20 protein-coding genes are annotated in these 22,236 nt (G+C 68.0%); 6 read left to right on the forward strand and 14 right to left on the reverse strand.

The features are described from left to right. Entirely contained in the window at positions 1–846 is an 846-nt protein-coding gene (gene panB, locus AB0O71_RS04010; RefSeq protein ID WP_363742314.1) for a 3-methyl-2-oxobutanoate hydroxymethyltransferase, read from the forward strand. A 3-nt stretch (positions 847–849) separates the two neighbouring features. Here panB and AB0O71_RS04015 read toward each other — a convergent pair whose 3' ends face one another. The 3 genes from AB0O71_RS04015 to AB0O71_RS04025 form a co-directional block, all read right to left on the reverse strand. After that, a complete protein-coding gene (locus tag AB0O71_RS04015; protein WP_363742317.1) occupies positions 850–2,217 on the reverse strand; it encodes an aminotransferase class I/II-fold pyridoxal phosphate-dependent enzyme in 1,368 nt (455 codons plus the stop codon). Next, positions 2,214–3,488 (reverse strand): aminotransferase class I/II-fold pyridoxal phosphate-dependent enzyme, encoded by a 1,275-nt coding sequence (locus AB0O71_RS04020; RefSeq protein WP_363742320.1) that lies wholly within the window; start codon positions 3,486–3,488, stop codon positions 2,214–2,216. The genes AB0O71_RS04015 and AB0O71_RS04020 overlap by 4 nt, the downstream gene beginning before the upstream one ends. Positions 3,489–3,647: 159 nt before the next feature. After that, positions 3,648–5,765: a hypothetical protein gene (locus tag AB0O71_RS04025; protein WP_363742323.1), complete on the reverse strand. Its 2,118-nt coding sequence runs from the start codon at positions 5,763–5,765 to the stop codon at positions 3,648–3,650. 302 nt (positions 5,766–6,067) lie between these two features. On the opposite strand from AB0O71_RS04025, the gene AB0O71_RS04030 reads away from it, so the two are divergent. Beyond that, entirely contained in the window at positions 6,068–6,490 is a 423-nt protein-coding gene (locus tag AB0O71_RS04030; RefSeq protein ID WP_363742325.1) for an META domain-containing protein, read from the forward strand. Here the strand turns inward: AB0O71_RS04030 and AB0O71_RS04035 are convergent. Then, positions 6,487–7,584, reverse strand: a complete 1,098-nt coding sequence (locus AB0O71_RS04035; RefSeq protein WP_363742327.1) for an N-formylglutamate amidohydrolase — start codon at positions 7,582–7,584, stop codon at positions 6,487–6,489. The genes AB0O71_RS04030 and AB0O71_RS04035 overlap by 4 nt on opposite strands. A gap of 53 nt (positions 7,585–7,637) precedes the next feature. Continuing rightward, the gene (locus AB0O71_RS04040) at positions 7,638–8,117 is read right to left on the reverse strand and encodes a RimK/LysX family protein (RefSeq protein WP_363742329.1); all 480 of its coding nucleotides are present in this window, start codon (positions 8,115–8,117) and stop codon (positions 7,638–7,640) included. Positions 8,118–8,142: 25 nt separating this feature from the next. Between AB0O71_RS04040 and AB0O71_RS04045 the strand changes: the two genes are divergently transcribed. Beyond that, positions 8,143–9,336: a RimK family alpha-L-glutamate ligase gene (locus tag AB0O71_RS04045; RefSeq protein ID WP_363742332.1), complete on the forward strand. Its 1,194-nt coding sequence runs from the start codon at positions 8,143–8,145 to the stop codon at positions 9,334–9,336. A gap of 6 nt (positions 9,337–9,342) precedes the next feature. Here the strand turns inward: AB0O71_RS04045 and AB0O71_RS04050 are convergent, their stop codons facing one another. The 3 genes from AB0O71_RS04050 to AB0O71_RS04060 form a co-directional block, all read right to left on the reverse strand. Further along, positions 9,343–10,074, reverse strand: a complete 732-nt coding sequence (locus AB0O71_RS04050) for a YceI family protein (protein ID WP_363742334.1) — start codon at positions 10,072–10,074, stop codon at positions 9,343–9,345. Positions 10,075–10,234: 160 nt separating this feature from the next. Then, positions 10,235–11,191 carry a diacylglycerol kinase family protein gene (locus AB0O71_RS04055; protein WP_363742336.1) on the reverse strand — a complete coding sequence of 319 codons (957 nt, stop codon included), beginning with the start codon at positions 11,189–11,191 and terminating at the stop codon, positions 10,235–10,237. A 36-nt stretch (positions 11,192–11,227) separates the two neighbouring features. Then, positions 11,228–11,857, reverse strand: coding sequence for a hypothetical protein (locus AB0O71_RS04060; RefSeq protein ID WP_363742338.1), 630 nt, complete (start codon positions 11,855–11,857; stop codon positions 11,228–11,230). Between the two features lie 100 nt (positions 11,858–11,957). Between AB0O71_RS04060 and dgt the strand changes: the two genes are divergently transcribed. Continuing rightward, positions 11,958–13,538, forward strand: coding sequence for a dGTP triphosphohydrolase (dgt, locus tag AB0O71_RS04065; protein WP_363742340.1), 1,581 nt, complete (start codon positions 11,958–11,960; stop codon positions 13,536–13,538). After that, positions 13,531–14,169, forward strand: a complete 639-nt coding sequence (locus AB0O71_RS04070) for a class II aldolase/adducin family protein (protein ID WP_363742342.1) — start codon at positions 13,531–13,533, stop codon at positions 14,167–14,169. Before dgt ends, AB0O71_RS04070 begins: the two co-directional genes overlap by 8 nt. Positions 14,170–14,197: 28 nt before the next feature. On the opposite strand, the gene AB0O71_RS04075 is transcribed toward AB0O71_RS04070, so the two are convergent. From AB0O71_RS04075 to AB0O71_RS04100, 6 genes are all read right to left on the reverse strand, one after another. After that, entirely contained in the window at positions 14,198–14,884 is a 687-nt protein-coding gene (locus tag AB0O71_RS04075; RefSeq protein ID WP_363742345.1) for a CoA pyrophosphatase, read from the reverse strand. Positions 14,885–14,941: 57 nt separating this feature from the next. Further along, positions 14,942–15,298 carry a hypothetical protein gene (locus AB0O71_RS04080; RefSeq protein WP_363742348.1) on the reverse strand — a complete coding sequence of 119 codons (357 nt, stop codon included), beginning with the start codon at positions 15,296–15,298 and terminating at the stop codon, positions 14,942–14,944. Continuing rightward, the gene (locus AB0O71_RS04085) at positions 15,295–16,887 is read right to left on the reverse strand and encodes an acyl-CoA carboxylase subunit beta (protein ID WP_363742351.1); all 1,593 of its coding nucleotides are present in this window, start codon (positions 16,885–16,887) and stop codon (positions 15,295–15,297) included. The genes AB0O71_RS04080 and AB0O71_RS04085 overlap by 4 nt, the downstream gene beginning before the upstream one ends. 85 nt (positions 16,888–16,972) lie before the next feature. Then, entirely contained in the window at positions 16,973–18,313 is a 1,341-nt protein-coding gene (locus AB0O71_RS04090) for a hypothetical protein (protein ID WP_363742353.1), read from the reverse strand. A gap of 121 nt (positions 18,314–18,434) precedes the next feature. Beyond that, on the reverse strand, positions 18,435–19,169 hold the full coding sequence (locus AB0O71_RS04095) for a PspA/IM30 family protein (RefSeq protein ID WP_363742356.1): 735 nt from the start codon (positions 19,167–19,169) through the stop codon (positions 18,435–18,437). A 64-nt stretch (positions 19,170–19,233) separates the two neighbouring features. Continuing rightward, complete coding sequence (locus AB0O71_RS04100; RefSeq protein WP_363742359.1) at positions 19,234–21,282, reverse strand: TPM domain-containing protein; 2,049 nt, start codon at positions 21,280–21,282, stop codon at positions 19,234–19,236. 64 nt (positions 21,283–21,346) lie between these two features. Between AB0O71_RS04100 and AB0O71_RS04105 the strand changes: the two genes are divergently transcribed. Further along, on the forward strand, positions 21,347–22,225 hold the full coding sequence (locus AB0O71_RS04105; protein WP_363742362.1) for a biotin--[acetyl-CoA-carboxylase] ligase: 879 nt from the start codon (positions 21,347–21,349) through the stop codon (positions 22,223–22,225). Positions 22,226–22,236 lie beyond the last annotated feature (11 nt).

A 22,236-nucleotide genomic window follows, 5' to 3' on the forward strand; every position in this document is an offset into this window, starting at 1 on the left:
ATGCCGCAGGTAACCATTCCCGTGCTCGCGCAGAAGCGCGCGAGCGGCGAGCCGATCGTCATGGTGACTGCGTACGACTTCCCGGGGGCCCGTGCCGCTGAGCGCGCCGGGGTCGACATGGTGCTGGTGGGCGACTCGGCTGCGCAGGTCGTGCTCGGATACGGCTCGACGGTGCCGGTGTCTCTCGATGAGATGCTCGTGCTCGCCCGCGCCGTGCGACGCGGCACCGAGACCGCCTTTCTCGTCTGCGATGTGCCGTTCGGCTCGACCGAGGCCTCGGATGCGCAGGCCATCGAGACGGCTGTGCGATTCGTGAAGGAGGCGGGCGCTGACGCGGTCAAGCTCGAGGGCGGATCAGCTCCTCGCTTGAGCCGCATACGCGCCATCGTCGACGCCGGCATTCCCGTGGTCGCCCATCTGGGGCTCACGCCGCAGACCGCGGTCGCGCTCGGCGGACTCCGCGCGCAGGGCCGCACCGGTGCTACCGCCGCCCGTCTCGTGAGAGAAGCGCGAGGCGTGGAGCAGGCCGGCGCGTTCTGCCTCGTCGTCGAGGCGGTGCCCGCGGAGATCACGGCGCTGCTGCGGCGAGAACTGAGCATTCCGATCATCGGCATCGGCGCGGGGGACGCCGACGGTCAGGTGCTCGTTGCGCACGATCTGCTCGGCATCACTGAGGGGCGCACGGCGAAGTTCGTGAAACGGTACGCGGGCATCGGCGACGACACGGTTGCGGCCCTCGCCGCCTACGCGGCAGAGGTGCGCTCCGGCACGTTCCCCGGGCCAGAGCATCGATACGCCGCGACCGATGAGGCCCTCGCCGCCGCCCGCGCAGAACTCGACAACTGACGTTCAGCCCGCGAAGGAGATCGCGGGCGAGGCTAGCGCGGCCACGCGATCGAGCCCCGCGCGGAGATCGCGCACGAGGTCGTCGACTGCTTCGAGACCGATGGAGAGGCGCAGCAGGCCGGGGGTGATCCCCAGCCCGTCGTTGATCTGCTGCGGGAATGTCGCGTGCGTCGACGTCAGGGGGTGGATCACCATCGAACGGGTGTCGCCGATGCCCGTCATGCGTGAGAAGACGCGCAGACCGTTGACGAATGCGCGAGCACCGTCGATGCCGCCGCGCACGGTCACGCCGAAGACGGATCCCGTGCGGCCGTCGTAATCGCGCAGGGCGAGGCGGTGCAGGTCACTCGACGGGAGCCCGGCGTAGTCGACCGACTCGACCTCCGGCTGCTGTTCGAGCCAGGCGGCGATCGTCAGCGACGAATCGACGTGGCGTTCCATGCGCAGCGACAGCGTCTCCATGCCCTGGTGCAGCAGGAACCCGTTGAACGGAGAGAGCGACGGGCCGATGTCGTTCACCACCGCCTCCCGCACGGTGCGCGCGTAGGCTGCCGATCCGAAGCGGTCGAGCAGGGACCCGAGCCCGGGTCGCGGCGCCGTGGTGATGAGCGGATAGGCTCGCCCCGCGCGCTCTGCAGCCTCCCAGTCGAATGTGCCTCCGTCGACTACGGCTCCTCCCACGGCTGCCCCGTGCCCCGTGAGAAATTTCGTGGTCGAGTGTACGACGATGCTGGCCCCGTGCTCGAACGGGCGGATCAGCGCCGGCGTGCCGACGGTGTTGTCGACGACCACCGGCAGGTGATACCGGGCGGCGACTTCCGCGATGCGCCGCAGATCGGTGACGTCGTTGCGGGGATTCGGAATCGTCTCGGTGAAGATCGCCTTGGTATTGGGTCGGATCGCGCGCTCCCACTCGGCGTCATCGTCCGCGTCCCACACGTAATCGAACTCGATGCCGAACCGCTTGAAGCTGCGCCCGAAAAGAATGCGCGTGCCGCCGTAGACGGATGCCGTCGAGACGATGTGGTCGCCCTGCTGCGCGAGCGTGAAGAGCGCTGAGGAGATCGCCGCCTGACCGCTCGACACGGCGACCGCCGCGGTGCCGCCCTCGAGTGAGGCGAGGCGTTCCTCGGCGACGGAGTTCGTCGGGTTGCCCTGACGCGAGTAGATCGGATCGATCGATCGCCCGGCGAAACGGTCGACCTGATCGTCGAAGTCGTCGAACACGTACCCGGCCGACATGGCGATCGGCGGCACGCGAAGCCCCGTGTTGAGATCGGGATACTCTCCGGCGTGCACCTGTCGCGTGTCGAATGCGAAGCCGTCCCAGTCGGTGACCGGCTGCGCGGCGTCGAGTGATGGATCGCTCATCGAGAGACCTCCAGATCGGGTGCGTTTGGGGACGATGCGGCGGTGCGCTCGCGATCGGGCGCCGGCAGGATCGACGCGATGCGATCCACCGCTGATCGGATCGTCTGCGGCGCGCACGCGATGTTGATGCGCGCGTGACCAGCGCCGCCGAGACCGAAGTCGGCGCCGTCGTTCAACGCAACGCGCGCATCGTGCAGGATCCGGCTGTGCGCATGCTCGCCGAGACCGGCTCCCCGAAAGTCGAGCCAGACGAGGTACCCGGCCCGAGGGCGCGTCAACCGAACTCCGGGAAGACGCGTGGCGACGAGGTCTGCGAGCAGTTCGATGTTCGCCTCGATCTGCGCGATCGCGCGGTCGAGCCAGTCCCGAGCCTCGGTGAAGGCCGCGACGTTGGCGTGCAGACCGAGAATGCTGACTCGCGTGACGGTCTCGGGGGGCAGCCCGAGCAGCAGATCATTGGCGCGCGCATCGGCCGCGACGAGCACCGCGCACTTGGCACCCGCGAGATTCCAGCCCTTGCTCGCCGAGAGCGTCGATACCGAGAGCGCGCCGGCGGCGGCGGCGATCGGTGCGAACGGCGTGAAGCTGACACCGGAGTGGATCAGAGGCGCATGGATCTCGTCGGAGACGACGAAGACGTCGTGCGCTGCGGCGAGTCGTGCGAGCTCGGCGAGATCTGCCGGGGAGTGCACAAGACCGTGCGGGTTGTGCGGATTGCAGAGGATGAACGCGTCGATGCCCGGCTCGCTCGCAAAGGCGCGTTCGATCGCCGCGAGATCGAGGTGCGCCTGGTAGGCGGGCTCCGAGAATGCGAGCGGCACCTCGACGACCTCGAACGGCACCTCTTCGAGCATCTCGAAGAATCCGGGATAGGTCGGGGTGGAGATCGCGAGGCGGACTCCGTCTGGTCGCCCGACGCGCAACGCCTCGACTACGGCCGTCGCCACATCGGTGGCGAGATGCACGTGATCATGGGGCACGGACCAGGCCCAGCGATCCTGTGCGAATGCGGCGAACGCGGGGGCGAGGCGGCCCGGACCGTCGACGTAGCCCAGATCTGAGGCCTGAACCCGCTCGATGATGGCCCGCTGGATCTCTGGGGCGATGGCGAAGTCCATCTCTGCGACGAACAGGGGCAGCACGTCTTCGGGATAGCGCGTCCACTTCAGACTTGTGCGCTCTTGACGCAACAGGCTCGGGTCGAGCGCCGCGAAGGGAACACCAGAGGGATCGACGGCAGTCGGGCTCGGTGCACAGTCTGCGTCGCTCATGCACCCATGCTCTCGCGGGGCCGTTGCCCGCGCGAACCGCGAGGTAACGGACTGTCATCTAGCCTCTCTCGCCGAGCACGAGCGCGGCATACGACAGCGGGCCCCGATCCGAAGATCGAGGCCCGCTGTGGTGTGCGACTGGGTCAGCCGGCGTGCGGATTACTCCGCAGCGGTGGCCTGCAGGCGACGCTGGGTGAAGACGATCGCGCCGCCACCAAGCACCAGCATGCCGAGTGCTGCGAGCCCGAAGGGCAGCATCGAGAAGCCGGTACCGGTGTTGACGAGCTCGGCTCCGCCGGTGCCGCCCTGTCCGCCCGGAGCTGCCGGGTTCGCGGGGTCAGCCGGAGCGCCCGGGTCGACCGGTGCGACGGGCGCGACAGGTGCTGCCTCGACCGCGAATACGATCGTGGTGACAACCGAGGTGACGCCGTTGACAGTCTGCGACACATCGACGGTGTGCGTGCCGGTGGGGAGCTGGCCACCGAAGTCGACGGTCCATGCGCCATCGACGACCTCTGCCAGTGCAGCTGGGGCGGCGGCGGGATCGGTGATGAGCGTGCCATTCAGGCTGAGGTTGATGGCTGCACCTTCGACGCCGGTGCCCGAGATCTCGGTCGGAGCGTCAGCAGCTGCGAAGCTGCTGCCGCCTGCGATCGAGAGGTCGCCGACCGCAGTGGGCCGCACGATCACGTTGCCCGTCGCGTCTGCCGAGGTGTCGCCCTCGAAGGTCTGGCTGGCGGTCACGGTGTACTCGCCGATGGCGAGGTCTGCGACCTCGACCGACCAGTTGCGGTCTTCGCCGACAGTGGCGGTGTACGAAGCGCCATCGAGCTCTACGGTCACCTCGGCGGTGGGAATACCGGTACCGGTGAGGGTGACGTCGTTCTCGGTGGTGTCGACGTCTGCGACGGTCGGTGCTGCAAGCACGACCTCGAAGTTGACCTCAACGGGCTCCGACTGGCTGAACCCGTTCTGGGCGAACAGCGTATAGGAGTAGTTGCCGGGAGCGTCGGGCGCCGTGAACGAGACCTCGGTGCCCTCGACGGGGATGGAGTCGCTCGGCTCGCCCTGGCCGAAGGAGAGCTCCTTGGCGTTGCTCGGAACGGTCACGACGATGTCGCTGCCGCTCGGTACTCCCTCGGAGACGTCGGTCTTGACGACCGGCTCGTCGATGTCGAGGGCGATCTCGTAGCCCGGGATGTGCGGAAGCGTGTGCTTTAGCGACGCCGTCCAGGTGAACTGGGGCAATGTTTCGGTGGCAGGCGAGCCGCCGCTGATCACGCCGATTGCGCTTTCACCCTGGAACACGGCTCCGCCGGAGTCGCCGGGAGCTGCGAGAACGTCGCTCTCGAATCCGCGAACCCAGCGTGGCTCACCTTCGGGAGTGGAAATGCGAGCCCATCCGTCGACGAGTGCGCCGACGGACCCCGAGGTGTAACCAGTGGTGCGTCCGCTCTTGGAAACAGTCGAGCCGGCGACCGGGTTGCCCAGATTTGCCGACTTCACCTTGATGGTGCTCGCGGCGAGGTCATCATCTTCCGCGGTCGTCCAGTCGGTGATTTCGGGAAGCAGATTGAAGTCTTCCCCAATGTCCTCGATGATCGAAATGTCGGTTCCCTCGGGGTCCGGCGTCTCGGGGTCGGCTTCGGTGTTTCCGACTCCGCCAAACTGCGAGAAGCCGAAGGCTCCCAGAATGCCGGTGCCGTTGCTGGTTCCGCCAGTGTTTGACGCACCGCCAGTGACGGCGGGCTGGACTGACGGGAGAACGAGCCCGGTGTCGCTGAGTTCGCCGTCACGCGTGCAGTGGCCTGCGCTCAGAAGCACGGGATCGCCCTCGGGGCTCCAAGCTGTGAAACCGACCGAGCAGAAGCTGATGGGGGTCTCGCCTTCGAACGCCAGGTACCCGGCGCCGCCGACAACATCATTCGCTGCATAAGCAACAGGAGCGGATGCAACAGTCTGCACGGTCGCATTGGGTGCGCCGAGATCGGCTGCATATGCGCTCACAGCTGCGTCGACGTCGGGGCCGCTTTCGCTGCCTTCGGTCTGAATGATGACGGGCAGCCCGTCTGCCCCGACACCTAACGCGACAACTTCGACGCCAGCCTTCTCGAGTGCTAGGGCAGCATCGTCGGGGGCTGTGTCAGGAACCTGAGTTTTCTGCTGCTGGTCGGTTGGAGCCTCTACTTCTTCCGCGAAGGCGGGAGAAGCGAAGAAGAGGCTTCCGAAACCGATCGTAATAGCCGCACCGAGTGCAACTGGACGACGTTTCGTCACGTGTGTTCCCCTATGTGTTCGAATGGTCAAATATGGGCCACTGGAGCAGGTGTAACGTGGAAGCCGGTCGGATGCACGCGCGTTACCCCTGCGCGAGCACCCTGGTCCGACACCAGGGGCCTCGGTAAACGTAACCTGATAATTAGCACCATGCAAGGGGCGAGACACCTGGGTGACGTACTGATTCGTTATAAACCCCAGATGCCCGTTCGAATCGACCAATTTGGATCGAGTCCGCATCTCGCGTCGTTACGATACGTCTATAAGTACGGAGTGATGCGTGATCGATGCGGGGGAGAGCGATGAAGCGACGCACGAGATTGACAGCGGGCTTTTTCACCATGATCGGCGCCGTTGCGATGCTGACGAGCTGTGCGGCGTTGAACGGCGGCGGATCCGGAACGGATGCAGGAGCGGGGGAAGCGGAGATGGTCGAACAAGCCGATGTGGTCGGAACATGGATGTCTGACGAGAAGGGCAATCCGAAGCTGACGTTCGAGGAAGACGGAAAGGTGTCGGGCACTGATGGGTGCAACGGCATCGGATCGACCTACACGATCGAGGGCGACCGGGTGGTCATCGAGAGCTTCGTCTCGACCATGATGGCGTGCCCCGGAGTCGACGATTGGCTGCGCGGGGTTCGCGAGGTGCAGCTCTCGAACGACGAACTGCAGGTATTCAACAGCGAGGGCGCTGAGATCGGCACTCTGCAGCGGGACGCCTAGGAGCGGTCGCGGAACGCGTCCCATGCGCGTTTGCACGCGTACGCAATAACCTCGACGCGCTCGTGACCCTCATCGATCCATGACTCACCAGGCTCGATCAACTGGTCTACGGCTTCAGGGCCGATCAGGTACTCGCGGGAGAATTCGACCTGTACGGCGCCGAGCGTCAGATCTGCGGGCGCGGTCTCACCTGCGACCCGGGCGAAACGAGCGGCGACATCGAGGATCTCGTGGCTGCCGAGATAGGGGTCGTTGAGTGAAATCGCCTCGGGTTCGGCGACCTCGAACTCGGTACGGTGTGCCTCGGCGAGCCTTCGCAAGTCGTCGGGATCCATCGTGAGCCGGTCTGAGAGGCTGCGCGGCTCGCCCGTTGTGTCACCGTAATTCGACAGCGTCGCAACCGTCGGCATGTCCACATGAGCTGCCGGGTCGAGGTTCAGAGCACCGTCGGCACGCATCGTCGTGTGCATGGAGTCGTGGAAAGACAGGCGCGTGAATGAGCCGCCCTGAGCGAGACCCTTCGCGAGGAAAAGCTCGGTGAGTTCCTCGCGCATCGCCTCGTACACCTCGAGTCCCTGCGCGGCCACCCGCGAGAACGCGTCGACGAGTCGGTCGAGGCCGGCTTCGGTTTCGGGGAGCTCGAGAATCGGGAAAGAGGAGTAGGTCACGGGCCGGATCGCATCGACGTCGGTGAGGTCGACCGTATCGCCAGGGCTCGCGGAGCGCACGCGCTCGATCGCCCGCTGCAGATCTGCACGCACGTCGACGGGCTTGGCCCGGTTCGCGTCGCGCACGAGCCGCGGATGCGGATTGATGACGGCAACCACGCGCGGGTCGATCTCCGCCCACCGCTTGACGACCGCCGCCGTAGCGACATCAGAGAAGTCGTGCTGCAGACGGGGCGTGAGGTCGGGAGAGAGGAACTCGACGAGTTCCTCTGGAATCGCTGCCGTCGAGTGGGGCGCGGTGATGAGCAGGTCGGCGTCGGAGATCGCCTGGGCGAGATCCCGCATGTCTGGGTCGGCGTAGTGGATGATCTCGGCCGGCGTGAATACCGTGCCGGCTGGGATCAGATCGAGATCATGCGCGCTCATGGCACCAGCGTACTGGGGTGAGTCCACGGCAAGAAGCTGATCACGCAGCCGTTTCAGGCGCGCCCGCGATTGCGGCGCCGCGTCTCGCGCGAGGGGCGCCCTCCGAGATACGACGCGGCCGAATCGACGACGAAACCCTGTCGCAGGGCCTCGCGGCCGATGAGCATGCGGAAGACCATCTCTTCGCGATCCGTCAGCGTGACTTCAGCCTCGATCTTGCGGCCCACGAGAGAGATCTTCATGAGCACGACCGGACGCAGCTGGGCATGACCAGACGAGCTGCGCACGGTGCGGCGATCATGCACCGGCAGTTCGACCTCAACTGCGTCGTCGTCGGTCACCTGCCACGGCTGCACCAGGAAGCGCACCCACGGCGCGCCCGAGCGTTCGAACTCGGTGATCTCGGTCGCGTGCATCGCCGACGTCTGTGCGCCCGTATCGATCTTCGCCTTGATCCACGGCACGCCGATGCCATTCAGCTTCACCCATTCACGCCACCCGGTGAGAGTGCTTGAATGGTCGGGTACGGTCACGCATCTATCTTGGCAGGAAATCACGATGAAACTCGCGATTCTTTCGCGCGCCCCGCAGGCGTACTCCACCCAGCGCCTGCAGTCGGCTGCGCTCGAACGCGGGCACACGGTGCGCGTGCTCAACACCCTGCGTTTTGCGATCGACCTCGCGGGCGAAGCGCCCGACCTGCTGTATCGGGGCAAGCAGCTCAGCGACTACGACGCCATTCTGCCGCGCATCGGCAGCTCGATCAGCTACTTCGGCACGGCCGTCGTGCGCCAGTTCGAGCAGATGGACGTATACACGCCGAACACCTCGAACGGTATTGCGAATGCGCGCGACAAGCTGCGCGCCAATCAGATTCTCTCCCGCCACAACATCGAGATGCCGGCCACCGCGTTCGTGCGCAATCGCGCCGACGTGCGACCCGCGATCGAGAGCGTCGGGGGTGCACCCGTCGTCATCAAGCTGCTCGAGGGCACCCAGGGGATCGGCGTGATCCTCGCCCCGCAGGTGAAGGTGGCCGAGGCGATCATCGAGACTCTGCACTCCACGCGTCAGAACGTGCTCATCCAGCGCTTCGTCTCAGAAAGCCGCGGTCGCGACGTGCGCGCCCTCGTGATCGGCGATCGCGTGGTCGCTGCCATGCGACGCACCGCGGGCGGCGACGAGTTTCGGTCGAATGTGCACCGTGGCGGCACGGTCGAGCCCGTGCAACTCGACTCGGTCTACGAGCAGACCGCAGTGCGCGCCGCGCAGATCATGGGACTGCGGGTCGCAGGTGTTGACATGCTCGAGGGCGAAGAGGGCCCGCTCGTGATGGAGGTCAACTCCTCACCGGGCCTGCAGGGCATCGAGAGCGCGACCGGGCTCGACATCGCGGGCGCGATCATCGACTTCATCGCCAACCAGGTGAACTTCCCCGAGATCGACCTGCGGCAGCGACTCAGCGTTTCGACCGCGTACGGCGTTGCCGAGCTGACCATGCACGGATCGGAATATGTCGGCAAGACGCTCGGTGAACTCGGTCTCTGGGATCGGGACGTCACTGTGCTGACGCTGCATCGAGGCGTGCAGGTGATCCCGAACCCGCGCAAGAGCATCGTGCTCGAAGCCGAGGACCGGCTGCTCTGTTTCGGAAAGCTCGAAGAGATGCGGTCGATGCTGCCCGAGCGCCGCCGACGCCGCACGCGTCTGCGCAAGCTCTCGAAGGCCGCGCGGGAACTCGCGGACGGCTGACTGCCGCTACGGCCGACCTGCGGTGAGCTGAAACTCGACCGCCCCACTGTCTTCGACCGATACGAATCCGAGACTCGGTGCCTCAACGCCGAAATCCGAGAAGGTGATCGGGATCGAGCCGGCGATCTCAGCAGTCTCGCCGTCGCTGCGCAGTTCGATCTCGGCGGTAACGGTCTGCGTCGTGCCGGCGATCGTGAGTTCACCGGTCGCCTCGGTCTGCACGACGTCGCCCGACGCCGGTGCGCTCTCGAGGGTCACCGGCTCGCTCAGCGCGAAGGTGGCCTTGGGGAACTCGTCCGTGCGCAATGCCTCGCTGCGGAAGTACTCGTCTCGATTGCTGCTGTCGGTCTCGATGGATGCGACGTCGACCACGAGTTCGGCGGACTCGAGCGTGAGCCCGCTCTCACCGATGGTGAAGGTGCCGGTGACATCGTCTGTGCGCCCGGTCACCGTAACATCAGTGCCGTTGAGCACCTCGTCGACGCGGTAGCCTGCCTCGGAGTCTTCCGCGACGGACCAGGTGCCGACGAGCGAGCCGGGGTCGATCTCGGCGCCGGCGGCGGCGTCACTCGTGCTCTCGTCTTCCTCGCCCGTCTCCTCCGACGTCAGCGACGGGGCGTCTGCGGCCGGTGCGGCGATCAGATCTCGATAGATCATCGGTCCGGCGATGGCGGCAGCCGCCGCGAGAGCCAGCGCCCCCGCTCCCACGCCGATGAGTATCTTCGATGACTTCTTCACGGTGACTCCCGGGGCTGTAGCGAAGGGGTGCACCCGAGCGCTGCGGTCGATGAACTTCAACCATGGCAGCGGCGGCCATGAGCGCCCCCGGGGAACCCGGTGAAGAAGCTGGGAAACATGGTGATCGCCGGGGATCAGCGCAGGCGCAACGCGCCGGGGATCAACGCAGGCGCAACGCGCCGGGCAAGATTTCCGCGGTGAAGGCGGTGACCTCGCCCACGTCATCGCCGTCGACCTCGAACGCAAGTGGCGCCGGCAGCTCGACCGAGAGCGACTTCGCCGTGAGGTGCTCGATCGCCTCGGTGCTCTCGGCCGACTCGGCGCGCGTGAGTATCCGCTTCAGCCCGTTCTGCCACACGAGATTGTGCATCGTCTCGAGCCACGCGGCCACGCCGTCGGCGCGAAGCACGAGCAGATCGAGCGATCCGTCGTCGGGCTGCGCGTCGGGCAGAAGCGTGATGCCGCCCTGAATGGACCCGCAGTTCGCGATGAGCAGCGTGTGCGCTTCGACCGTCTCGGGCGCAGCGTCATCGATGGTGAGCGAGAACTCGACGACCGCGGCCCCCGATGCCGCCCGGCCGAGCGACTCGACGTAGGCGAGCCAGCCCGCTTTCGCCTTGAGCTCGTCGTCGGTTTCGACGATCATTTGCGCGTCGATGCCGAAGCCGACCATGACGACGAAGCCGTGTCGCTCTTCGACGCCAGCAGCGTTCGTGAACGTCACTCGGCCGAGATCGAGCGGCGAGGCGTGCTGCGTCAGCACGCGAGCGAACGCCGCGCGCGGGTTGCCGAGCGGTATGCCGAGATTGCGGGCGAGGAGGTTGCCCGTACCCAGAGGCACGACACCGAGTTCGGCGAGGGGTGATCCGGAATCGCCGAGGGCCTCTGCCACCGCTCGCACCGTGCCGTCGCCGCCGGCGGCGATCACGACATCGCATCCCCGGCCCACCGCGGCCGCGGTGGCTTTGCGGCCCGCATCTTCTGGAGCCGACTCGAACCACAGGTCTTCGGGCAACGGGCCGCTGACGCTGGATGCGGCCGCATCCCACGCCGCGCGAATCTCGCGCTCCGCGACCTTTGAGGGGTTCCACACGATGCCGATGCGTTCAGCGGCCATACTGCTCTTCTCTCTTCCCAGAATGTTCCATCGACGTCAGAGCGCTGCGAGCAGCGACTTCCAGTGCGCTCGCCAGGCTTCGATGCCCTCGCCGTCGGCCAGGCCCTCCTGGCTGACCGCGAGCACCACCTTCTCACCCTTCGGCGTTGCCGACACCTCGACCTTGCCCGCGCCCTCGAGCCCGAACCGCCAGAAGCTGCGCTTCTCGGTGCGCGACGTTCGGGGTTCGGTCGGGGCGTGGCCGAGATGCTCGGATCGAGAGCCGTGCGCCGTCGCCCAGGCCTCGATGGCGGCGTCGCGATCGAGCGGCAAGGTGCGGCTCGCGCTGACGCGGTACGTGCCCGTGGACGACTGCCCGGGAACGCGCAGCCCGGCGTGCTGCTCGTAGGCGATCGCGATGGCCTGCGCCCACCACTCAGGATTGCGGAGGTCGTCGGTGAGCGCCGCGCGAGCGATCTTCGCGATCTCGGGGTGGGTCAGCGTCGGGGCGCCCTGCGCTTCGAACAACGACACCCAGGCGCTCCACTCGCGCCCCGAAGCTCGCTCAATCGCCGGGATGTTCTCGGCTCGGGTGCGATTTGTCGCGCTCACGTGCTCACTCGCCGACTCATCAGCCGATTCGGCGGAGGATCGACCGTCGCTCGAGGATCGCCGTGCGCCGCTCATGGATGACCCCTTTCGCCGTTGCGCTCAGTGTAGCGGCGCGGTGCGTGCTTGAATGAGTGTCATGCAGGGAACGGGGGCCGGACGAGAAGGCAGACGCTATGTGGAGCACGTATCTTCGCAGCACCGCCCGGCCGGCATCGCCGATTCGCAGTGGCCGGCCGATGTCGACGGAGCCGCGGCCGAGCCGCAGGAGTATCGCGTGGACCTCGAGCGCATCCGATTCTCGTCGTACTTCGCCCGACTCTCAGACGTGACGCAGGTCGTGCCGCAGACGGGCGTCGGGCCCGTGATGCACAACCGCCTCACCCACTCGCTGAAGGTGAGCGCTGTCGCCCGAGTGATCGCGGCTCAACTCGCGGGGCGGGCGGCCCAGCACGCGGAGTTCGTGCGCGGTGGTCGCAGCGAAGACGACGCGGTCGGGGCGATCATCGCGCGCCTCGGCGGCTGCGACACGATCGTCGCTCAGGCGGCAGCACACGCTCACGACCTCGGCCACCCGCCGTTCGGCCATCTCGGCGAGCGGGTGCTCGACCGAGTCGCCCGCGAACGATTGGGATTGGCCGAGGGCTTCGAGGGCAACGCGCAAAGCTTCCGCATCCTCACCCAGCTCGACACGCTCGGGCGCGACTTTCCCGGTCTCAACCTGACGGCGGCCACGCGTGCGGCGACGTTGAAGTATCCGTGGACCCGAGGTGCTTGGGTAGGCATCTCCACGAGTGAGCGGCCGGCGCCGGATCGCCCGCGCGGCGTCGGGGTCGACGTCGACGGCGGGGCCGAGAAGTTCTCGGTATATGCACTCGACGCTGTGGATATGGAGACGGCGCTCGCTCCGTTCACCCATATCGCGGACGGTGTGCAGACGGTCGAATGCGCGGTGATGGACCTCGCCGACGACATCGCCTACGCCGTGCACGACCTCGACGACTTTACTCGGGCAGGGGTGCTGCAGCAGTCCTCGATCGCCGGGGAGTTTCGCGCCTGGCTCGATCACGCCGGAGCGCTGGCGACCGAGAGCGACGACGCGGTCGCCTCGGCGTGGCGCACTCCGGGGCGCTCGCTCGAGCTGCTGTGGCGCAGGCTGCACGCCAAAGACGCCTGGATCGCGGATCGCGACGCGTTCCGCGCCGCCGTGCGCCGGGTGAGCGAAGAAGTGGGGGAATCCCTGCTCTCGGCCCCCTACGACGGCGGCATCGACAGCGAGCGATCGGTCTCCGACTTCACCCGGCGCTGGATCGACCACCTGCGCACCTCGATCGTGGTGGAGGAGCACCCGCACGTGCGCAGCGGTCACGTGCGGCTGAACACGCAGGCGTGGCACGAGGTGATGGTGCTCAAGTTCGTGCACGCGCACTTCGTGCTCGAGCGCCCGGAGCTCGGGCAGCCGCAGCGCGGACGAGCACGGATGGTCGAACAGCTCGCGCTCGGGTTCGATGCCTGGCTCGCCGACCCCGACGACGCCGGGCGCGCGCCGCGCAGACTGCTGGAATGGGCTGATGAGGCCACCGACGCGGGCTTCGCGGTGCGCCGGGACCGCCCCGAGCTGTTGATGGGCGACACGAGCGACGCGGGTATGCGCCGACAGGGGCGCAGTCGCGCGATCCTCGACTACGTCGCCTCGCTCAGCGACCAGCAGGCCGTCACCACCTATCGTGCATTGACCGGAGGAACGACCCATGAGTGAGCAGCTGCGCGATCGAGACCGCCTCGTCGCCGAATTGATCGACGTCGGCCGCGATGCGGTCGGCCGCGGGCTGGTGCTTGCGAGCGCCGGCAACCTCTCGGCCCGCATCTCGGATCGCGAGTTCGTGGTCACCGCGTCGGGCACCTGGCTCGACCGCCTCACCCCCGAAGATTTCGCGGTACTCTCGCTCGATGCCTCCGAGTCGGGGGACGCAGCGCTTGGTGGGCCGCGCCCCTCGAGCGAGTGGAAGCTGCACCATCGCGCCTACCTCGCGCGACCCGACGCGGAGTGCGTGCTGCATCTCCATCCGCGAACGGCCGTGGTGCTGGCGAGCGTCGGCACCCCGATTCGCAGGCTCACCCTCGACCACGCGTACTACCTCGGCGAGATCGCCGTCGTGCCGTTCTACCACAACGGCACGAATGAGCTCGCCGACACGGCCGCGGAGGCGCTGCGCGATCACAACTGCGTCGTCATGCAGCACCACGGATGCTCCGTGGTCGCCGACACCGTGCAGATGGCGTACCGGCGAGCACTCAACCTCGAAGACGCCGCGCAGGCGACGGCCCTGGCCGTGCAACTCGGCGACACCGCCACCGTCTTCCCCGAGGACGCGGCGACGCACGCCTAGGCCCGTCCACCCGACGGGCGGCCAGCCGCTACGGGGCGACCGGGAACTCCTGCCGGGGATTCCACGGCACCGACCAGCCGAGCTCGTCGAAGAGGCTCGCGAGGGTCATCCCGGTGAACCCCCACACGAGATGGCCTCCGAGGTGCGGGCCGAGCGCGAACGCCGCTCCACGATACGTCGTCGCCTCGTGTCGCAGCACGGACGTGCCGCGCGCGGCCGGGTCGAGCATCTCGGCGACGGGGGCGCGGAACACCTCGACCGACTCCGCGTGATCGGCGGCGACGGCGCTGGCGCGGCGCCACCAGCCCACCACCGGAGTCACGAGGTTGTTGCTCACCGGGATGTGCACGGGCTGGAGCGACCCGAGTACCTCGACACCTGCGGGGTCGACCCCCGTTTCCTCCGATGCTTCGCGCAGCGCCGTGTCGGCGGCATTGCGATCGCCCGGCTCCGCGCCGCCACCGGGGAAGGCGATCTGGCCCGCGTGATGCCGCATGCCGTCGGCCCGCCGCGTCAGCAGCACGTCGAGCTCGGGCGGCACCGTGCGAGCGCCGTGCTCGGCCGGGCGGCGGTCGAGCGCCCCGAACAGAATCAGCACGGCCGACCGCCGGAGCGGCCGATCGCTGGGGGGCGCCTGCGGCTCGTAGGTCACGGCGATGCTCCGGCTCAGGAGTGCACGGAGTTCGCCTTCGGCGTCGGCAACGGTTCGCGGCATACCCGCCACCCTACAACTGCCTGCGCGACTGGCGAGAGCTGTGTCGGGGCGTGCGTGTCAGGCTTCGGCGAGCAGATCGAAGATGCTGTCGGGAACACGCTGGGAGCGCGCCCACGGCTCTCGGTCGCGCCGGGCGACTCGTTTGACCTGATCCGATTCCTCGGCTCGTACCTGCGTGAGCACCGCGATGACTGCGGCGCGCTCGGCGCTGTCGACCTCTCGCGTGATGAAACGGATGTCGTCGCCGTGCAGCACGTCTTCGAGCGCGGTGTCGCGCTTCGCAGCGTCGCGCGCGGCTGCGTCGGGGGGCAGGATCGACCCATCGCCGTCGCTCTCGACGTCGGTGGGTCGTGCAGCGTGCTTGGCCACGGGGTGCTCGCTCTCGATGCTCGTGCTCTGGGACCGCGCGGTCACAGCGGAATGTTGCCGTGCTTCTTCGCGGGCTGCTCGGTGCGCTTGCCGCGCAGGCCGCGAAGTGCCTTGATCACGGCGAGGCGGCTGCCTGCGGGCTCGAGCACATTGTCGAGCTCGCCGCGCTCCGCAGCCAGGAAGGGAGAGGTCACATCGGCGGTGTACTTCGCCGTGAGCTCGGCGCGCAGGGCCTCGACGTCGTCGCCGCGCTCGGCCGCCGCGGCGAGCTCCTTGCGGTACAGGATGTTCACCGCTCCCGCGCCACCCATGACGGCGATCTCGGCGGTGGGCCACGCGATGTTGAAGTCGGCACCCATCTGCTTCGATCCCATCACGATGTACGCGCCGCCGTAGGCCTTGCGAGTGATGATGGTGACGAGCGGCACCGTCGCCTCTGCGTAGGCGTAGAGCAGCTTGGCGCCGCGACGAATGACGCCCTGGAACTCCTGGTCGGTGCCGGGCAGATACCCCGGCACATCGACGAGGGTGAGGATCGGGATGGAGAACGCGTCGCAGAACCGCACGAAGCGCGCGGCCTTCTCGCTCGCATCGATGTTGAGGGTGCCAGCCATCTGGTTCGGCTGGTTCGCGACGATGCCGACCGTGCGTCCCTCAACCCGACCGAATCCGATGAGCATGTTGGGTGCGAACAGCGGTTGCACTTCGAGGAAGTCGCCGCCGTCGAGAATCGCGCCGATGACGGTCTGCATGTCGTAGGGCTGGTTCGCGCTGTCGGGAATCAGGGTGTTCAGGCGACGATCCGCGTCGGTGATCTCGAGCGCGGTATCGGTGTCGTAGATCGGCGCTTCAGCCAGGTTGTTATCGGGGAGGTAGCTGATGAGCGCGCGTGCGTAATCGAGCGCGTCGTGCTCGTCGCTCGCCAGGTAGTGGGAGACGCCGCTCGTCTTATTGTGCGTGAGCGCGCCGCCGAGCTCTTCGAAGCCGACCTCTTCGCCGGTGACGGTCTTGATCACGTCGGGGCCGGTGACGAACATGTGGCTGGTCTTGTCGACCATGATCACGAAGTCGGTCAGTGCGGGGGAGTACACGGCGCCGCCGGCCGACGGGCCCATCACGATGGAGATCTGCGGGATCACTCCCGAGCACATGGTGTTGAGCCGGAAGATGCTCGCGTACTTGGAGAGCGCGACGACGCCTTCCTGGATGCGTGCTCCGCCGGAGTCGAGGATACCGAGCACGGGAGCGCCGGTCTTCAGCGCGAACTCCATTGCCTTGACGATCTTCTCGCCGGCGACCTCGCCGAGAGACCCACCGAATGTGGTGAAGTCCTGCGAGTACACGACGACCTGGCGGCCGTGGATCGTTCCCGCGCCGGTGACTACGGAGTCGCCGAACGGGTGAGACTGCTCCATGCCGAAGCCCTGCGAGCGGTGCTTCACGAACTTGTCGAACTCGACGAACGAGCCGGCATCGAGCAGCGCGGCGATGCGTTCGCGGGCGGTCATCTTGCCCCGCGCGTGCTGCTTCGCGGCGGCCGCGGCATCGCGATCACCCACGGCTTCCTGGTACTTGCGGCGATGATCCGCGATGCGGTCGGCGGTCGTCGCGGGTGCGATGTTCTCTGCAGTCACGCCTGCCAGCCTAGCGCGGCGCACATTCCGTCACCCTCCGAACCTCTCCAATGGAATCGAAACTCCTTGGTGTGATTCCTACGAATCAATCGAAGATGTCGCCCAACAGCCCGCCGAGCAATACGCCGCCGATCACGGGCCCCAGTACGCCGCCTCCGCCGCCACCGCCTCGTCCCCGGCCGCCGCCACCCCACGGGCCGCCGCCACCGCCTCCGTTGCCGCCGCCCCAGCCCCAGTCGTCGTTGTCAGGGCGGGAGGAATCGATATCCCGCTGCGCGAGCCGCAGCGACTCGTCGGCGAGGTCGGACGCGCGGCGTGCGAGCTGCAGCACCGACTCGCGCGTGTCTTCGGTTTCGGGCATCGCTGAGATCTCGCTGCGGTGGCGTCGCGCTTCGGCGAGACGCGTGCGCGCGTCAGCGCCGATCCAGCCCCGGTGTCCCTCGATGAGGCTCGCCGCAATGCCGATGGCGTGGTCGGCAGCGGACACCCCGTGTTGCACCTGCGCCGCCGAAGGGACGGGCTTCGCCGCGCGAGCGCGGGCGGCGTCGAGTGCGGAGTTCGCGGAAGAGACGAGTGCGAGGTCGGCGAACGGGTCGCGCTGTCGGCCGGCACTCACCTCGGCGAGCGCCTGTTCGAGGCGCTCGATCGCGGCGTCGACGGCCTCGTTGCGGGGCTCGGTGCGCGCAGAGGCGATGTCACCGCGCGAGTCGTCGATGACATCGGCGAGCGTGTTCTGCGCACGCAGGGCCTCGATCTCGAAGCTGTCGACGCCGTCGAGAATCGAGGCGGCGCGGCGCACGGTCTCGGTCGCGGTCTCGAGCGCGAGGTTCGCGTCGGCAAGGGCTCCGGCGGAGCGCCGACGATCTGAGAGGTCGGCAGAGTGCTCGGCGAAATCGAGCAGCTGCTCCACGTCTTCGGAGTGGAGGCGAACGCGTTGCAGCGCCGAGGGGCTGTAGCGCTCGGCCAGCCGCGCCGCGGCGCGCTGAGCGTCGGGAACGCGCGCCCGCAGAGCTGCGGCATCCGCGCGCACGCGCTGCACCATCTCGGGCGCGCGGCGGGCGCGCTCGACGCGTGACTGCAACGCCGCCGTGCGTTCGTCGAGCACGGACTCGGCCCACTCGCACAGTTGCAGGATGCGCGCGTTGCGGGTGCGCACCTCGTCGGGCGTGTCGGGGATGTGGTCGTGGTTGAGCTGATGCAGCTGGAAGGCCTCGCTCAGGTGCTCGCGCACCGAGTCGAGCCCGACCTTCAGCTCGGCCGTGGCGTCTTCGCCGAGTTCCGCCGTCGCGAACGCCAGCTCGTCGCCGGTCGCCCTGATGCGCTCGTCAGCGGCGACGATCGCGCTACGTGCACGTTGCGACTGCTGCGCGTCGGAGGCATCCTGTCGCTCCTGCGATTCACGGTCTCGGCGTCCCCAAAATGCCACGGTGTGTCCTGTCTGCTGCGTGCGATGGCTGCGTGCGATGGCTGCGTGCGATGGTTGCGGGCGATGGGAAGAGCGGAGCGTTCCCCCATGGGCCCGCTCCGCTCGTCACACCCGGGAGTGGTTACTGCTCGAGGGCCTGCGGGCTCCGCCCGGCCTTCAGCGCAGCGAGCCGCGCCTCGACCTCGGTGACCGCCTCGAAGTTCTCGAGCTCGTTGAACTGCGAGTCGAGCGTCGACGCCGCGATCTCCTGCTTGCCGCGGGCAAGAGCCTCCTGCCGACGAATCTTGTCTTCGAAGCGGCCCAGGTCGCTCGTCGGGTCGAGCACGTCGATCGACTTCACGGCATCGGCAACGCGGTTCTGCGCTTCAGCCGTCTTGGCGCGCGCGACGAGCTCGGAGCGCTTCGTCTGCAGCTGCTGCAGCTTCACGCGCATGCCGTTGAGGCCGTCCTTGAGCTTCGCGGTGACCTCGCGCTGCGCGGCGATGGTGGGCTCGGCGGCGCGTGCTTCGTTCTCCTCGGTGATCTGGCGCTGCAGCGCAACCTTCGCGAGGTTGTCGAACTTGTCGGCGTCCACGGAGTTGCCGGCGCCGCGCAGCTCGTCGGCCTTCGAGCTCGCCGCGATCGCCTTGCGCTCCCACTCTCGCGCGGTGCGCACGTCTTCGTCGTAATCCTGCTCGAGCAGACGCAGGTTGCCGATCGTCTCCGCGATGGCCGTCTCGGCGTCCGAGATGTTGGTGGAGAAATCGCGGATCAGCTGGTCGATCATCTTCTCGGGGTCTTCGGCCGAGTCGAGCATCGAATTGACGTTCGCGCGAACGAGGGTGGTGATGCGCCCGAGGATGGACTGCTTCGACATGTGAGTTCCTTTCAGCGGAGCGGTTTGGATTGAGTGTAGAGATCAGTACTGGGGAAGCGCCGAGTTAGAAGCGACCGCCGCCGCTGCGGCCCGACCGTCCACCACGGGAACGGCGAGACGAGCCGCCCGAGCGGCGCGAGGATCCGCCCGAGCGACGAGACGAGCCGCCCGAGCGGCGCGAGGAACCGCCGCCCCAGGAGCCTCCCGAGCCGCTGCTCCAGAAGCCGCCGCCCGAGCCACCGAAGCCTGAGCCTCCACCGCTGCTGCCGAGGATTCCGCCGAGCACGGCCGCGAGGTCGCCCGACGACGACGGACTTCTGCCTCCGTACCCGAAGCCGGAGACGTCGGATTGAGCGGCGGAGAGTGATTGGTGGGCGAGCTGGCTCGCGCGTTGCGCCTCTGACAGCCCAGCGGCGGGGTCGGTGCCACGCGCGGCCGCGGCACGGGAGAGCGCTGCCCGTGCTTCGGAGGCCCGAGTGCGCGCGGTCGAGCCGACTGCTCCGCGCCGTGCCTCGATGAAGGACTCGGCCTGGCGCACGTCGCCATCCGCCTGGGTGAGTTGCGCGTCGAGGAGTTGTCGCGCGCGCGCCGCCTGTTGAGCGGACTGCACGACACCGTCGATGTGTGCGTTCGCGGCTTCGAGGGCAGCGACGGCGCGCGACGGTCGGCGATCGGCACCTGAGAGATCGTGCCGTGCTTCGGCGATGCGCTCCCGTGTCGCGGCGATGGCCCCCACGACGGTGCCATTCGCATCCGGGACCGACTGGGCTGCCGCGACGTCGGCTTCCAACTCGCTGATCAGCTCGGCGCATCGTGCTTCGACGCCGGCGAGTTCCTGGCCGCGCGCAGCGATGGTCTGGTGGATCGTCTCGGCCTGGGCGATCGCCGCCTCTGCCTCGCGAATCGACACTGCGGCGGCGCCGGACTCCGGTGGCGTGGCGCCGAGCGCGGATGCCGCGGTGTTCTCCCGCTCCGCGGCGAAGTCGAGGAGGGCCTCCGCCTGCTGCGGGGCGCCTTCGAGGGCGGTGAGCTCTTCAGGCGCGAACGTCGCGGCGAGGCGGGCGATCTCCGCAGCGGTTTGCGCAGCCTGTGCGGCCACCTGCTCCCGGCGAGCGGCCGCCGAGGCGAGCGCACCCGGTGCGTTCTGCTCGATCGCCCGCAACCGCTCGAACGATTCCGATTGCGCGTCGAGCTCGTCGTCGACCGAGGCGCAGAGCTCAATGACGCGCTGCAGCCATTCCCGTCGCTGGGCATCAGTGTCGGGGGTCGCATCGTCGAGTTGCTGACGCAGCGCGAAGGCTTCGAGCAGTCGGGCGCGCGCCGACTCGATCGACGTGGCGTACGCCACGACCGCCGCGTCTCCGAATTGGGCGCGAGCGAACTCGAGCTCCTGTGCGCTGCTCTTCACCGCGTCATCCGCGGCGACGAGCGCCGAACCCGAGGTGCGCTCGAGCTGAGCGAGATCTTGCTCGACGGCCGCCGCGGTGCGTCGCTTGCGCACCGCGCGCGCGATGCCGAACGCGGCGCCGCCGAGACCCAGTACTCCGGCGCCGATGCCCGCAGCGACCGCGATGTTGCGGCCGGGCGCCGCTTCCTCCGCTTCGAGCTGCTCTGCAGCTGCCGTGATCGTTCCCGCCCAGTCCTCGTCACGGAGTTCGGGAACCAGCTCGGCTTCGATGCGATCGAGCGCATCGTTGCTCAGCGAACCATTCTCGGGGGACGAGATGTAGTACTGGCGCCCTTCGGTCGCGACCGCGAGCAGATACTGCGTATCTCCGAGACCATTGCGCTGTGCGGTCTCGTCGGCCCACGCGATCCGGTCAGCCGGATCGGTGAATTCGTCCACGTACACCACGAAGAGGTCGAGCCCCGTCGCGTCGAAGGCCTCGGCGAGGCGGTCGTTCGCCGCCTGCTCCTCGGCGGGGTCGAGCACGTCGACGGCGTCGGTCACGTACTCGGTGCCGAGGGAACCTGGACCGACCGCAGCAGCGCTCGACGCTCCGATGGCCAGGAGACCCGCGCCCATCACCGCTCCGAGCCACCAGCGCCCGAAGCGACGCGGGCGCCGGTGCTGCCGGGGATGCGGTCGGGAAGATACGCCTGAATGCTCCACAGTCGGAGTGTATTCGCCTGCGGGTGCCCGGGTCCAACGAATTCGAGGCGCTAACGTAAAGCTCATGGAGCTTCTTCGTACGCGCGCGACGCTGCCCGACGTCAGGTGGCGTGCGACGTCGCCGTCGACCAACGCTGAGCTTCGTGAACTGGTGACGGAGGAGGGGGGCCTCGGTGAGGGGTCCGTGCCGCACGGCACCCTGGTGGTGACGAGCGATCAGACCGCTGGTCGGGGACGCCTTGACCGCGGCTGGGTGATGCCGCCGAACACCTCGATCGCGGCGTCGCTGCTGGTGCGCGGGTTCGGCGCGGCCGGGCTGGGCGTCAGCTGGCTGCCTCTGCTCGCCGGCTCGGCTATCGCCACCGCTCTGCAGCCCTATTTCTCGGCCGCTGCCGCTCAGGCGGGTGGCGAGGCAAAGCGCGTCGGGGTGAAGTGGCCGAACGACGTGCACGTGCGCGATGAGCAGGACGCGGTCGCCGGGAGACCGGGCAGGAAGCTGTGCGGCATTCTGTGCGAACTGCTGCCGGGCGGGGCCCCGAGTGGCCAGACCGTCATCGTCGGCACCGGCATCAATCTGCTGATTCCCGAATGGGAGCTGCCGACCGATCGGGCGTCGTCGCTGCTCGCAGCGGGAGCGGATACCGGCGGCGCCGAGAGCCTCGCCGATGCCGCAGGGGCAGACCTCGCCGACCGAGTGCTCGCCGACTACGCGAGCGAGCTGCTGCGGCTCGTGCGTCTCGCCGCCGATAATCCCGGCGCCGTGCGAGCGCGGGTCGCCCGGCACTCGCTCACCCTCGGCACCGAGGTGCGTGTGCACCTGCCCGGCGGAGAGATCGTCGACGGGCGTGCTCGTGCGCTTGCGGACGACGGATCGCTCGTCGTCGACCTGCCCACCGGCGGTGAACTCATCGTCTCGGCCGGCGACGTCGAGCACCTCAGGTAAGACGCGGGCGC

The organism is Leucobacter sp. NPDC077196, from assembly GCF_040687075.1.
In the GTDB taxonomy this organism is placed as follows: domain Bacteria; phylum Actinomycetota; class Actinomycetes; order Actinomycetales; family Microbacteriaceae; genus Leucobacter.